Annotated in this window: 13 protein-coding genes; 2 read left to right on the top strand and 11 right to left on the bottom strand. The window is 72.1% G+C overall.

The features are described from left to right. Nucleotides 1–32: 32 nt before the first annotated feature. The 10 genes from argF to GTY67_RS27980 all read right to left on the bottom strand — a co-directional run bounded on the left by argF (nt 33) and on the right by GTY67_RS27980 (nt 11,020). The gene (argF, locus tag GTY67_RS28025; RefSeq protein ID WP_093686211.1) at nt 33–1,037 is read right to left on the bottom strand and encodes an ornithine carbamoyltransferase; all 1,005 of its coding nucleotides are present in this window, start codon (nt 1,035–1,037) and stop codon (nt 33–35) included. A gap of 147 nt (nt 1,038–1,184) precedes the next feature. Then, nucleotides 1,185–2,417: an arginine deiminase gene (locus tag GTY67_RS28020; protein WP_093686212.1), complete on the bottom strand. Its 1,233-nt coding sequence runs from the start codon at nt 2,415–2,417 to the stop codon at nt 1,185–1,187. Between the two features lie 64 nt (nt 2,418–2,481). Continuing rightward, entirely contained in the window at nt 2,482–5,079 is a 2,598-nt protein-coding gene (locus tag GTY67_RS28015; protein WP_161280712.1) for a polynucleotide kinase-phosphatase, read from the bottom strand. Further along, on the bottom strand, nt 5,076–6,566 hold the full coding sequence (locus GTY67_RS28010) for a 3' terminal RNA ribose 2'-O-methyltransferase Hen1 (RefSeq protein ID WP_161281622.1): 1,491 nt from the start codon (nt 6,564–6,566) through the stop codon (nt 5,076–5,078). Before GTY67_RS28010 ends, GTY67_RS28015 begins: the two co-directional genes overlap by 4 nt. A gap of 78 nt (nt 6,567–6,644) precedes the next feature. Continuing rightward, nucleotides 6,645–7,562 (bottom strand): homocysteine S-methyltransferase, encoded by a 918-nt coding sequence (gene mmuM / locus GTY67_RS28005; protein WP_161280710.1) that lies wholly within the window; start codon nt 7,560–7,562, stop codon nt 6,645–6,647. 41 nt (nt 7,563–7,603) lie between these two features. Continuing rightward, nucleotides 7,604–8,527 carry an LLM class F420-dependent oxidoreductase gene (locus tag GTY67_RS28000; protein ID WP_093686214.1) on the bottom strand — a complete coding sequence of 308 codons (924 nt, stop codon included), beginning with the start codon at nt 8,525–8,527 and terminating at the stop codon, nt 7,604–7,606. 34 nt (nt 8,528–8,561) lie between these two features. Then, nucleotides 8,562–9,062: a DUF6099 family protein gene (locus tag GTY67_RS27995; protein WP_093686215.1), complete on the bottom strand. Its 501-nt coding sequence runs from the start codon at nt 9,060–9,062 to the stop codon at nt 8,562–8,564. Between the two features lie 124 nt (nt 9,063–9,186). Continuing rightward, nucleotides 9,187–9,546, bottom strand: a complete 360-nt coding sequence (locus tag GTY67_RS27990) for a nucleotide pyrophosphohydrolase (RefSeq protein ID WP_093686216.1) — start codon at nt 9,544–9,546, stop codon at nt 9,187–9,189. 115 nt (nt 9,547–9,661) lie between these two features. After that, a complete protein-coding gene (locus GTY67_RS27985; RefSeq protein WP_030572629.1) occupies nt 9,662–10,066 on the bottom strand; it encodes a cell division protein SepF in 405 nt (134 codons plus the stop codon). 156 nt (nt 10,067–10,222) lie between these two features. Next, nucleotides 10,223–11,020 carry a DeoR/GlpR family DNA-binding transcription regulator gene (locus GTY67_RS27980; RefSeq protein ID WP_093686217.1) on the bottom strand — a complete coding sequence of 266 codons (798 nt, stop codon included), beginning with the start codon at nt 11,018–11,020 and terminating at the stop codon, nt 10,223–10,225. A gap of 206 nt (nt 11,021–11,226) precedes the next feature. Here GTY67_RS27980 and GTY67_RS27975 point away from each other — a divergent pair, with 206 nt between their 5' ends. Together GTY67_RS27975 and GTY67_RS27970 are read left to right on the top strand one after the other, a co-directional pair. After that, nucleotides 11,227–12,111: a sugar isomerase gene (locus GTY67_RS27975; RefSeq protein WP_161280708.1), complete on the top strand. Its 885-nt coding sequence runs from the start codon at nt 11,227–11,229 to the stop codon at nt 12,109–12,111. Nucleotides 12,112–12,181: 70 nt separating this feature from the next. Then, nucleotides 12,182–12,838 (top strand): DedA family protein, encoded by a 657-nt coding sequence (locus GTY67_RS27970; RefSeq protein WP_093686219.1) that lies wholly within the window; start codon nt 12,182–12,184, stop codon nt 12,836–12,838. Between the two features lie 133 nt (nt 12,839–12,971). Here the strand turns inward: GTY67_RS27970 and GTY67_RS27965 are convergent, their stop codons facing one another. Beyond that, on the bottom strand, nt 12,972–13,493 hold the full coding sequence (locus GTY67_RS27965) for a hypothetical protein (protein ID WP_161280706.1): 522 nt from the start codon (nt 13,491–13,493) through the stop codon (nt 12,972–12,974).

Genomic DNA, 13,493 nt, shown 5'->3' with positions numbered 1-13,493 from the left:
ATGGCCATACGAACCCCCGCCCGCAGGGGCGGCTACTCCCCCGCCAGCGTCGCCACCAGCACGGCCTTGATCGTGTGCATCCGGTTCTCCGCCTGGTCGAAGACCACCGAGTGGGCCGACTCGAAGACCTCGTCGGTGACCTCCAGCTCGGTGAGGCCGTGGGCGGCGTGGACGTCCCGCCCGACCTGGGTGCCGAGGTCGTGGAAGGCGGGCAGGCAGTGCAGGAACTTCACGTCCGGGTTGCCGGTGGCGCGCAGGACGTCCATCGTCACGGCGTACGGCGCGAGCGCGGCGATGCGCTCGTCCCAGACCTCCTTGGGCTCCCCCATCGAGACCCATACGTCGGTGGCGACGAAGTCGGCGCCGCGCACGCCCTCGGTGACGTCCGTGGTGAGCGTGACCTTGGCGCCGCTGACGGCGGCGAGCTTCTCCGCCTGCTCCACGACGGAGGGGGCCGGCCAGTACATCTCGGGGGCGACGATCCGGATGTCCAGGCCGAGCAGGGCGCCGGTGATCAGGTAGGAGTTGCCCATGTTGAAGCGGGCGTCGCCGAGGTAGGCGAAGGCCGTCCCGGTGACGGGCTTGTCGCTGTGCTCGGTCATGGTCAGCACGTCGGCGAGCATCTGCGTGGGGTGCCAGTCGTCGGTGAGCCCGTTGAAGACGGGGACGCCGCCGTACGCGGCCAGCTCCTCGACCACCTGCTGGCTGTCGCCCCGGTACTCGATGCCGTCGAACATCCGGCCGAGGACCCGGGCGGTGTCCTTCACCGACTCCTTGTGGCCCATCTGGGAGCCGGAGGGGTCCAGGTAGGTGGTGGAGGCGCCCTGGTCGGCGGCGGCGACCTCGAACGCGCAGCGCGTACGCGTCGAGGTCTTCTCGAAGATCAGTGCGATGTTCTTGCCGCGCAGCCGCTGGACCTCGGCGCCCGCCTTCTTGGCCGCCTTCAGCTCACCGGCCAGCGCGACCAGGCCGAGGAACTCCTCGGCGGTGAAGTCCAGCTCCTTGAGGAAGGGGCGGCCGGTGAGGTCGATGGCCATGGTGACGGCTCCAGGGTGGGACGGGGCAGATCGGGACGGGATGCGGGGGGATCGGCATACAGTTCTGGAAGTCTATACGAGCACTCGCATCCCTATACAGCCCCCCTGGTCCGGAAACCGCTGGTCCCTGTCCCGAAAGCGCTGGTACTACACAGGGTCCCGCACCACCGGGCAGCTCATGCAGCGCGGTCCGCCCCTCCCCCGGCCCAGCTCGCTGCCCCGGATCTCGATGACCTCGATGCCCTCCTTGCGCAGATAGGTGTTGGTGGTCGCGTTCCGCTCGTACGCGACGACGACGCCCGGCTCCACCGCCAGGACGTTGCAGCCGTCGTCCCACTGCTCGCGCTCGGCCGCGTGCACGTCCTGGGTGGCGGTGAGCACCCGGATCGAGTCGAGGCCGAGGGCGGCGGCGATGGCCCGGTGCATGTGCTCGGGCGGGTGGTCGGTGACCTTCAGCTCGCGGGGGCCGCTGCCCGGCTCGATCGTGTACGAGCGGAGCATGCCGAGGCCGGCGTACTGGGTGAACGTGTCGCCGTCGACCATCGTCATCACCGTGTCCAGGTGCATGAACGCGCGGGCCTTGGGCATGTCGAGGGCCACGATCGTGCGGGCCGAACCGGCGTCGAAGAGGCCGCGGGCCAGCATCTCCACCGCCTGCGGGGTGGTGCGCTCACTCATCCCGATCAGGACCGCCCCCTGCCCGATGACCAGGACGTCACCGCCCTCGATCGTGGAGGGGTAGTCGTCCTGCCCCTCCGACCAGTGGTGGAAGACGCCCGCGTCCGGTCCGGTGAAGAGCGGGTGGTGGCGGTAGATCGCCTCGAAGTGGACGGTCTCGCGCTGCCGGGCGGGCCAGCGCATCGCGTTGATGGAGACCCCGTCGTAGATCCAGGCCGAGGTGTCCCGGGTGAAGAGGTGGTTGGGCAGCGGGCCGAGCAGGAAGTCGTCCAGGTCCATCACATGGAAGCGGACGGAGGTCGGCTCGCTGTGCCGCTCCAGGAACTCGCGCTTGGTCATCCCGCCGACCAGCGCCTCCGCCAGCTCGGCCGACGGCAGCTCCTCGAAGGCGGCGCGCAGGTGCTCGGTGGCGAGCGGCCCGTACTCCTTCTCGTCGAAGACCCGGTCCAGGACGAGCCTGCGCGCCACGGGGATGTCCAGGGACTCCTGGAGGAGGTCGCCGAAGAGGTGCACCTCCACGCCCCGGTCGCGCAGGACGTCGGCGAACCCGTCGTGCTCCTGCCGGGCCCGCCGCACCCAGAGCACGTCGTCGAAGAGGAGCGCGTCCTTGTTGCGGGGGGTCAGCCGCTTCAGTTCCAGATCGGGGCGGTGCAGTATGACGCGGCGCAGCCGCCCGGCTTCGGAGTCGACATGGAATCCCATGCCTTCATCCTCACCGGGCGGAGCACCGTTCACCCCGCGAATCGCCCATGGGTTGCCCCGGGGGTCAGAGCCGGGGGTCCACCGGCTCCGACTCCAGGGCCAGGACGGCGAAGACCGCCTCGTGGACCCGCCACAGCGGCTCGCCGTCCGCCAGCCGGTCCAGCGCCTCCAGGCCGAGCGCGTACTCCCGCAGCGCGAGCGAGCGCTTGTGGCCGAGGAAGCGGGAGCGCAGGCGCTCCAGGTTCTCCGGGCGGGTGTACTCGGGGCCGTAGATGATGCGCAGATACTCCCGGCCGCGCACCTTGATGCCCGGCTGCACCAGGCGGCCCTTGAGGTCCCTGACCAGGGCGCCGAGCGGCTTGACGACCATGCCCTCGCCGCCGCGCCCGGTCATCTCCAGCCACCAGTCGGTGCCCGCGCGGACGGACGCCTCGTCGGCGGGGTCCACGACAAGTCGGCGGGTGGCCTGGAGCAGCCCGGTCGGGTCGTGCTCCACGAGCCGGTCCAGCCAGGCCAGCTGCTCGTCGTGGGGGACGGCGGCGAGCGAGCGGCCCTGGACGGCGAGGATCTGGAACGGGGCGATCCGCATCCCCTCCAGCCCCTCGGTCGTCCAGCAGTAGCGCCGGTACGCCTCGGTGAACGCGGCCGCGTCCTCCGCCCGGCCGTGCTGCCGCGCGGCGAGGTCGCCGATGTCGACGCCACGGGCGGCGGCCGTCTCCAGGGCGGCGAGGGCGGAGGGGAACACCGCGCCGGAGGCCGCGCCGACGGCGGCGTACTGCGAGCGCAGCAGTCCGCCGGCCTTGAGCGACCACGGCATCAGCTCGGCGTCCAGGAGCACCCAGTCGGTGTCCCACTCCTCCCAGAGCCCGGCCGCGGTGACGGCCGTACGCAGCCGGCCGAGGACCTCTTCGGTGAGCGCCCGGTCGTCGAGGAAGGGGCGACCGGTGCGGGTGTGGAGGGCGCCGGTCGGGCCGTCCGTGCCGAAGCGGGCGGTGGCGGCGGCCGCGTCCTTGCAGACCAGGGCGACGGCCCGGGAGCCCATGTGCTTCTCCTCGCACACGACCCGCCCCACGCCGTCCGCGTGGTACTGCGCGAACGCCTCGGCCGGGTGCTCCAGAAAGCCTTCCTCCTTGGAGGTGGCGGTGGGCGCCATGGTCGGCGGGAGGTAGGCGAGGAGCTGCGGGTCGACGGCGAACCGGCTCATCACTTCGAGCGCGGCCGCCGCGTTCTCCTCGCGCACGGCGATCCGGCCCATGTGCCGGGTCTCCACGACGCGGCGGCCCTGCACATCGGCGAGGTCCAGCGGCCTGCCCTCCCGGCCTCCGGGCGCCTCGGTGGCCAGCGGCCTGGTGGGCTCGTACCAGACCTTCTCGGCCGGTACGTCGACGAGTTCGCGCTCCGGCCAGCGCAGCGCGGTCATCTTCCCGCCGAAGACGACACCGGTGTCCAGGCAGATGGTGTTGTTGATCCAGGAGGTGGCGGGCACGGGCGTGTGGCCGTAGACCACGGCGGCGCGGCCCCGGTACTCCTCGGCCCACGGGTAGCGCACGGGCAGGCCGAACTCGTCGGTCTCGCCGGTGGTGTCCCCGTACAGCGCGTGCGAGCGGACCCGGCCCGAAGTGCGGCCGTGGTACTTCTCGGGCAGCCCGGCGTGACAGACCACCAGGTTGCCGCCGTCCAGCACGTAGTGGCTGACCAGGCCGTCGATGAACTCCCGTACCTGCTGCCGGAACTCGGGGTGCTCGGCGTCCTCGCGCTCCAGCTGTCCGACCGTCTCGGCGAGGCCGTGGGTCTGCTGGACCTTGCGGCCCGCCAGATAGCGGCCGAGCTTGTTCTCGTGGTTGCCCGGCACGCAGAGGGCGTTGCCCGACGCGACCATGGACATGACGCGGCGCAGCACCCCCGGGCTGTCGGGTCCCCGGTCGACGAGGTCGCCGACGAAGACGGCCGTACGCCCTTCGGGGTGGGCGCCGTCCACGTAACCGAGCTTGCCGAGCAGGGTGTCCAGCTCGGAGCGGCAGCCGTGGATGTCGCCGATGATGTCGAAGGGGCCGGTGAGGTGGCGCAGGTCGTTGTACCGGCGCTCCAGGACCACTTCGGCGCTCTCGGCCTCCTCCTCGGTGCGCAGGATGTGCACCTTGCGGAAGCCCTCGCGCTCCAGGCCGCGCAGCGAGCGGCGCAGCTCGCGGCGGTGGCGCTGGATGACGTGGCGGGGCATGGACGCGCGGTCGGGGCGGGCGGCGTTGCGCCGGGCGCAGACCTCTTCGGGGAGGTCCAGCACGATGGCGATGGGCAGCACGTCGTGCTCACGGGCGAGCCGGACGAGCTGCTTGCGGCTCTCGGACTGGACGCTGGTGGCGTCGACGACGGTGAGCCGTCCGGCGGCCAGGCGCTTGCCGGCGATGTAGTGGAGCACGTCGAAGGCGTCGCCGCTGGCGCTCTGGTCGTTCTCGTCGTCGGCGACGAGGCCCCGGCAGACGTCCGAGGAGACGATCTCGGTGGGCTTGAAGTGCTTGCGGGCGAAGGTGGACTTGCCCGATCCGCTGGCGCCGATGAGGACGACGAGGGAGAGGTCGGTCACCGGCAGGGTGCGGGAGGCGCCGCCGGTGCCGGTGGTGTCGGTGCTCGTGCTGTCGTCGTTTCTGCTGTTGTCGTTCGTCATGCGGCTGCCGCCTCCTTCTTCTTCTCGTTGTTCTTGTCGGTCGCGGTGTCGGTCAGGGTGAAGACGGCCAGCTGGGTGGGCGGGCCGACCTCGGGGTCGTCCGGGCCGACGGGCAGGTGGGCGACGGTGTACCCGTGGCGCTCGGCGACCTTCCCGGCCCATGCGCGGAATTCGGCCCGGGTCCACTCGAAGCGATGGTCCCCGTGGCGCACGTGCCCGGCCGGGAGGGTCTCCCAGCGGACGTTGTACTCCACGTTCGGCGTGGTCACGAGGACCGTGCGCGGGCGCGCCGAGCCGAAGACCGCGTACTCCAGGGCGGGCAGCCGGTCCAGGTCCACATGCTCGACGACCTCGCTGAGCACGGCGGCGTCGTACCCCTTGAGCCGCTTGTCGGTGTAGGTGAGGGAGCCCTGCCGGAGGGTGACCCGGTCCGCCTGCCGCTCCCCCATCCGGTCCAGCTTCAGGCGGCGTGAGGCGATGGTGAGGGCGCGCATCGACACGTCGACGCCGACGATCTCGGTGAACCGCACGTCCTTGAGGAGCGCCTGCACCAACTGCCCCTGGCCGCACCCCAGGTCGAGGACCCGGTGGGCACCGGCTCCGTGCAGCGCTTCGAGGATCGCGGTGCGCCGGTGCTCGGCGAGCGGGACCGGCTTCTCCTCGGTGTCGGTGCTCTCGTCCACCGCGTTGTCGACGCTCCCCACATCGAGGTCGTCGGACTCCGCGAGGCGGATCAGCTCCAGGGCCTGGTCGGCCTGGCGGGTAAGGCCCCAGCGGTGGGAGAGGTAGCGCCGGGTGATGAGGGGGCGCTCGGGGTGGTCGGCCAGCCAGCCCTCACCGGCCCGCAGCAGCTTGTCCACCTCGTCGGGCGCGACCCAGTAGTGCTTGGCGTCGTCGAGGACCGGGAGCAGGATGTAGAGCTGGCGCAGGGCGTCGGCGAGCCGCAACTCCCCTTCCAGCACCAGGCGTACGTAGCGTGACGCGCCCCAGGCGGGGAACTGCTCGTCCAGCGCCACCTCCGTCACCTCGACCCGCTCCCAGCCGAGCGGCACGAACAGCTTGCGCACCAGCTCCGCACCGCCCCGGGCGGGCAGCGCGGGCACCTCGATCCGCAGCGGCAGCGGGGCCCCGGCCCGCTCGGGCAGGGCCCGGCAGACTCCGCCCAGCGCGGACTTGAACACTGTGGCGAGGGCGACCGAGAGCAGCGAGGAGGCCGCATAGGGGCGGTCGTTGACGTACTGCGCGAGCGTCGCGTCGGGCGCACCGCCCCGGCCCTTGCCCTTGCCGCGCCGCACCAGCGCCACCGGATCCACCTCCAGCAGGAGGGCGGCCGTGCAGCGCTCGGCGGACGCCTCGGGGTAGAAGACGTGCGCGGTGCCGTGCGAGGTGGAGAACGCCTGCGCCCGGTCGGGATGCTTGTGCAGCAGGAAGCCGAGGTCCGTGGCGGGGCGTTCAGGGGTGCCGGTCGTACTGATCGTCAGGAACACCTGTCCGAGTATGGTCGTCACCCCCGCGTCCCACCAGGCATTTTCTCCCCTGCGGCAGCGGCCTGCCGACTCCTCGGCTCAGCGCTCCAGCAGCCCCGCCAGCTCCTCGATCCGGTCCGGGCCCACCCGGCAGCAGCCGCCGACGAGCCGCGCCCCGGCCCCCGTCCAGGCCCGCACCCGCCCCGGGTCGAAGGTGCCCGCCCCGGTCCACCCCCTCCCCTCGGCGTCCCAGCCCTCCCCGCTGTTCGGGTAGACCACGGCCGGCTTGCCCGTGACCTCCACCGCCACCCGCACCGCCTCCTCCGCCTCGTCGGGGTCGCAGCAGTTGACCCCGACGGCCACCACCGCCTCCCGCCCGGCGGCCACCGCGAACGCCTCCTCCAACGGCTGCCCGGCCCGGGTCCGGCCGCCCGCCACGCTGTACGAGAGCCAGAGCGGCAGCCCGGTCTCCTCGGCCACCCGCACCACCGCCTCGGCCTCGTCCGCGTCCGGCACCGTCTCCAGCGCCAGGACGTCGGGCCCCGCCTCGGCGAGCGCCGCCACCCGGGGGCGGTGGAAGCGCTCCAGCTCCGGGACCGTGAGCCCGTACCGCCCCCGGTACTCACTGCCGTCCGCGAGCATCGCCCCGTACGGGCCGACCGAGGCGGCGACCCAGACCTCCCGCCCCGGGTCGGCCCGGCGGGCCGCTCCGGCCGCCCGCCGGGCCAGCTCCACGCTGCGGGCGAGCAGCGCCCCGGTCCGCCCGGGACCGATCCCGTGGCGCGCGAACCCTTCGAACGTGGCCTGGTAGCTGGCGGTGATGAGCACCTGCGCTCCGGCACGCAGATACGCCAGGTGGGCGGCCTCGATCTGCTCCGGCGCGTCGGCCAGCAGCCGGGCCGACCAGAGTGCGTCGGAGAGGTCGCACCCCTGTGCCTCCAGCTGGTTGGAGAGCCCGCCGTCCAGCAGGACGGGCCCTTCCGCCAGTGCTTCGGCGAGCGTACGGCCGGAGTTCACGACCACCTCCTCCTCATCCGTCTCCTGTTGGGAGGCGCGGGTCAGTTCAGCTGGGACTGGATCTGCGAGGAGATCAGCTCCAGATGGTCCAGGTCGGCCAGGTCCAGGACCTGGAGGTAGATCCGGGACGAGCCGATCGCCGCGTACCGGCCGATCTTGTCGACCACCTCTGCGGGCGAGCCCGCCAGCCCGTTGGCCTTCAGCTCCTCCACGTCCCGGCCGATGGCCGCCGCCCGTCGGGCCACCTCGGCGTCGTCCTTGCCGGTGCAGACGACCAGGGCGTTGGAGTACACCAGGTCGTCCGGGTCGCGCCCGAACGCCTTCGCCGCCGCCCGGACCCGGCCGAACTGCTTCTCGCTGTCCTCCAGGGAGGCGAAGGGGATGTTGAACTCGTCCGCGTACTGCGCGGCGAGGCGCGGGGTGCGGGTCGCGCCGTGGCCGCCGATCAGGACGGGCACCTTGGCCTGGGCCGGCTTCGGCAGCGCGGGCGAGTCGGTGAGCTGGTAATAGGTGCCGTCGTAGCTGAAGGTCTTGCCGACCTCGGTCGCCCACAGACCGGTGACGATGGCCAGCTGCTCCTCCAGCCGGCCGAACTTCTCCTTGGGGAACGGGATGCCGTAGGCCTTGTGCTCCTCCTCGAACCAGCCCGCGCCCAGGCCCAGTTCGACCCGGCCGCCGGACATCTGGTCGACCTGGGCCACCTGGATGGCGAGCACGCCGGGCAGCCGGAACGTGCCTGCCGTCATCAGCGTGCCGAGCCGGATCCGCTTGGTCTCGCGGGCGAGGCCGGCCAGGGTGATCCAGGCGTCGGTCGGTCCGGGCAGGCCGTCGCCGGAGCCCATGCGGAGATAGTGGTCCGAGCGGTAGAAGGCGTCGAAGCCGAGGTCCTCGGTGGCCTTGGCGACGGTGAGCAGGGTGTCGTAGCCGGCCCCTTGCTGGGGCTCGGTGAAGATTCGAAGATCCATGCACCCATCCTGCCCCTTCTGCGGCTCCTCTTCCTCAGGGCCCCGCCGCCGAGGGGGCCGGGCCGCGTATCCCGCCGTAGGGGCCGTCGCGCTCCCTCTCCCGCTCCCCCAGCCGTCTCAGCAGCCCGTGCACCCGGTCCAGCGACTCATCGGCGGCGTCCATGGCTTCGATGCACTGCCAGTAGAGCCCGTCCTCCCCCGTGTCGCAGGCCACCGAGACCAGCGCTATCCCGGCCTCTCCCAGGAGCAGCGCCAGGCTCGTCAGGGCCGCCCGCACATCGGCGATCCCGGAGAGCTGCGCGGCCCGTGTGCCCCGGGAGAGGACCGCCGGGTGGTCCGGCGGCGCGCACCCGACGCCGATCTCACCGAGGGCCCGCGCCTCGCCCCGTAACTCCATCGGGCCGAACAGCGCCAGCCTGCTGCCGACCGTCCGCGCGAGGGCCTGCGCCTGCCAGGCCTCCGCCATCACGTCCAGCGCGCCCCGGCTCTCCGCCAGCGCCCGCCGCCCCGACTCGATGAGTCGCTCCGCTTCCATGTGTCTCCCCCGTCGTCACGAAAACCCGCTCACCTCTTTCATTACCCACAGTGAGGTAGATGGCACCGTAAGGCCAGAGGAAATCGGAAATCTGTGGACACAAAATCGATTGTGGATAACTCGATCACTCCGAAGAGTGACGATCCTGGGGTTCCAGCGGGTTCGGGACGGGGAAGCGCTTCTCGTTCCGGTCCATCTTGGCCGCCAGCGCCCGCAGCGGGTCGATGCCCAGCACCTCGCAGAACTGGAGGAGGTAGGCGAGCACGTCGGCGACCTCGTCGGCCACGCGATGGGCGGCTTCGGGCTCGTCCATGATCCGGGCGGACTGTTCGGGCGTCAGCCACTGGAAGATCTCGACCAGTTCGGAGGCCTCGACGCTGAGGGCGGAGGCCAGGTTCTTCGGGGTGTGGTACTGCCCCCAGTCCCGGGCCGCCGCGAACGCGGCCAGTCGGCGCTGGAGTTCTGCCACATCTGGTTCTGTCACGGCCCCAGGTCTACCACCGCCCTCGGACACCGCCGCTCCCGGACGCCGCCGCCCGGACGCCCACGAGAGGCGTCCGGGCGGCGAGGCCGGTGAGGGGGACGGGAAGAGGGGGGTCCTACGACTGGGCGAGCCCGGCCGGTGTGACGCCTTCGACCTCCATGCCCTCCGGGGCGAGCAGGAAGACGTTCCGGTCCACGCGGTGCATACCGCTGCCGAGCCCGAAGACCACGCCGCTGCTGAAGTCGAGGATGCGCTTGGCCACGTCCGTCTCCGCCGCCGTCAGGTCCAGCAGCACCGGGACCTGGGCGACCAGGTACTCCGCGACCTCGCGGGCGTCCGCGAAGACCTGCACCCGCAGCACGACCAGGCGGCGCTGTTCGGCCACCCGCTCGTCCGGGACCGTGCGGTGGTCGATCCGGGAGGGCCACTCGTCGCGGCCGCGCAGGGGTACGACCTGGGCCAGCCCCTCCCACTGTTCGTCGGTGGCGTCATATCTGTCGTACCTGTCGTACCTGCTCACAGGGCCACCCCGTCGTCAAGCCGGTCGCCTGCGCGCCGGCTGCGCTCACTGTTCATCGGCCAATCCTCTCGTCCCTCACCCGTTCGGCGTACCAACGACACGGCGAACGGCCGGATCGAGTCACGCACACCGGGCTCTCACACCGCTCCTGAGCCCTCACACCGTGATGACCTGGACGCCCGCCTCGCCGAACCGGTCCTTCGCCTCCGCCGTGATGTGCGCGTCCGTCACCAGCACATCGACCAGGCCGAGGTCGCAGACCCGGGCGAAGGCCCGCTTGCCGATCTTCGAGGAGTCGGCGGCGACCACCACCCGCTGGGCCCGTTCCGCCAGAAGCCGGTTGACGCTGGCCTCGCCCTCGTGGTGGACGTAGGCGCCGCGTTCGATGTCGATGGCGTTCACGCCGAGGACGGCGACGTCGAGGGTGATCTCGTTCATCACGCCGACGGCCAGAGGTCCGGTCAGTTCGTACGACTGCGGCCTGGCGACGCCGCCGGTGACGACCATCTTGATCTGCGGCCGGATCGCCAGCTCGCTCGCGATGTTGAGCGCGTTGGTCACGACGGTGAGCGTCGGCTGTCCGCCCGCCACCGTGGTCTCGCCGACGATGTCGGGGCGGACCGCCAGTGCGCGGGCCACCTCGGTCACCGTCGTACCGCCGGTCAGGCCGACCACCTCGCCGACGGCGACCAGCCCGGAGACCGCGCGGCCGATGGCCTGCTTCTCGGGGGCGTGGCGGCCGGTCTTGTAGCGGAGCGCCAGCTCGTAGGAGACGCCGTGCGCGACGGCTCCGCCCCGGGTGCGGGTGAGCAGGTGCTGTTCGGCCAGCTGGTCGAGGTCGCGGCGGATGGTCGCGGCCGACACGTCGAGTGCGGCCGCCGCCTCCTCGACCTCCACCCTGCCGTGCTTGCCGACCAGTTCCAGCAGCGCGTCCCACCGGGCGTCCCTGGCCACGTGCGTCTCCTTCACCGTCCGGTGCCGCGCTCCGCGCTTCCCGGGAACGCGGTCGCCGGTGGCCGGACCGCCGCAAGCGTCGCACAGGAGCCGGGCGTTCGACTCCGCACCCCGCGCACCATGCTTGTTCTTGCTCAATAACCGCATGTAACGTGCAGGATTCTACATCGAGGCCCCATCCGCCCCTCGTCCCGTGGAGTGCAGACGTGTCGTACGCCGAGACCGAGATCGCCAGTCAGCCCGCCTGCTGGCGCCGCGCAGCAGCACTGGCCGACGGCCACCGGGCCGTCCTGCCCGCCGCCGGTGAGCGGATCGCCGTCGTCGGCTGCGGCACCTCCTTCTACATGGCGCAGGCCTACGCGGCGCTCCGCGAGGGCTCGGGCCAGGGCGAGTCGGACGCCTTCGCCGCCTCCGAGTTCCCGTACGGGCGCACGTACGACCGGGTCGTCGCGCTGACCCGCTCGGGGACCACGACCGAGGTGCTGGAGCTGCTGGGCCGGGTGCGCCCGGCCTCCCGTACGGTGGCGGTCACCGCCGATCCGCACACGCCCGTACGGGAGGCCGCCGACGGTCTCGTCGTGCTGGACTTCGCCGACGAACGGTCCGTCGTGCAGACCCGGTTCGCCACGTCCGCGCTGACCCTGCTCCGCGCCCACCTCGGCCTGCACACCGAGGAGGCGGTACGGGACGTGGAGACGGCGCTCGCCGAGCCGCTGCCCGAAGGGCTGCTGGAGCGGACCCAGTTCTCCTTCCTCGGCCGGGGGTGGACGGTCGGCCTGGCCCATGAGGCGGCGCTGAAGATGAAGGAGGCGGCGCTGGCCTGGACGGAGTCCTACCCGGCGATGGAGTACCGCCACGGGCCCGTCAGCATCTCCACGTCCGGCACCGCGACCTGGATGTTCGGCGCCGCCCCCGAAGGTCTGGCGGAGCAGGTGCGGGCCACGGGCGCCCAGTGGGTGCAGGGCGGACTCGACCCGCTGGCCGACCTCGTACGCGTACAGCGCCTGGCGGTCGCCCGGGCGGCGGCGCTGGGCCTCGACCCGGACGCGCCCCGCCATCTGACCCGGTCGGTGGTGCTGGACCAGGGCTGAGGGAGGATGGAGGGCAGGAGGCGGTCAACTTCCCTCCACTCACCCGACACCCCCACGCCGGAGAGCCTTCATGCACCTCGCACTGCCCGTCGCCGCCGAGGAGCCGAAGGGCGGCATCGCAGGGTGGGCCACCGGCCTGGTCGAGACGTTCGGCGGGCCGGGTGCCGGTTTCGCCATCGCGCTGGAGAACCTGTTCCCGCCGCTGCCGAGCGAGATCATCCTCCCGCTGACCGGGTTCGCCGCTTCGCAGGGCGTGCTCAGCCTCGCCTCCGCACTGTTCTGGACGACGCTCGGCTCGGTGGTCGGGGCGCTGGCGCTGTACGGGCTCGGGGCCGTCTTCGGGCGGGAGCGGATGCACGCCCTGTGGGCCAGGCTGCCGCTGGTCAAGCCCGCCGACCTGGTGCGTACGGAGGAGTGGTTCGCCCGGCACGGCACCAAGGCGGTCCTGCTGGGCCGTATGGTGCCGGTCTTCCGGAGCCTGATCTCGGTGCCCGCGGGTGTGGAGCGCATGCCGCTGCCGGTGTTCGTCGGGCTGACGACGGCGGGCAGCCTGGTGTGGAACACCGTGCTGGTGCTGGCGGGTTACTGGCTGGGCGACAGCTGGGACGTGGTCGGGACGTACGTCGGCATCATGTCGAAGGTCGTGCTCGCGCTGGCCGTGCTGGCGGTGACCTGGTACGTCGTGACGCGTGTCCGGGGCCGCAAGGACTCCCCGCGCGGCGAGTGACGGGCGGCTCCGCCCCGTACGCGGTCACGCACGCCCTCCGGCACCGCCCGCCCCCGGACACCGCCCGGCGCCCCCGGACGCCGTGGCGCCGGGAGGGCCGGTCAGCGGTGTCCGGGGCGCGGCGGCCGCCGGCTCAGGACTCCTCGAAGTAGGCGTCCAGGACGGTGTCCAGCTCGGCCGGCCACGCCTTGAGCTGCGCACGGCTCTCCGCCTCGACCTCGGCGTTGAACCAGCGGCGGGTCGACAGGTGCACGGTCACGGTGAACCGGCGGCCGAAGCGGGCCGGGTGCATCTCCACCGCGCCGATCTCCGACCAGTCGAAGTCGGCCTCCTGGTCGTCCAGTGTGAACCGGATGCCTTCCCGGGCCACCCGGATCGAACCGCGGCGGTCGCTGATCTCGAAGACCGGGCCGTCCTCGGGAACCTCCGCTTCCGCTTCCGCGTCGGCCGCAGCGTCGTTCTCGGTCTCGCGAGCCTCTTCGGCCTCCGCTTCGGGCGCTCCGTCGGGTTCCGGGTCCGTCCGGACGGCGTCCTCCGGTTCCGCTTCGGTCTTCCCGGTCGCGACGGGCGCCGCCAGGCCGGGGAGGGGGATGAACGCCGGGTCGGTGCCTGCGGCGAACTCGGGCTTCTTGTTCGAATCTATGCTCTGCTCCAC

The organism is Streptomyces sp. SID8374 (assembly GCF_009865135.1).
In the GTDB taxonomy this organism is placed as follows: Bacteria; Actinomycetota; Actinomycetes; order Streptomycetales; family Streptomycetaceae; genus Streptomyces.
Note: the sequence above shows the minus strand (reverse complement) of the source record. Positions and strands in the feature narration are given on the sequence as shown.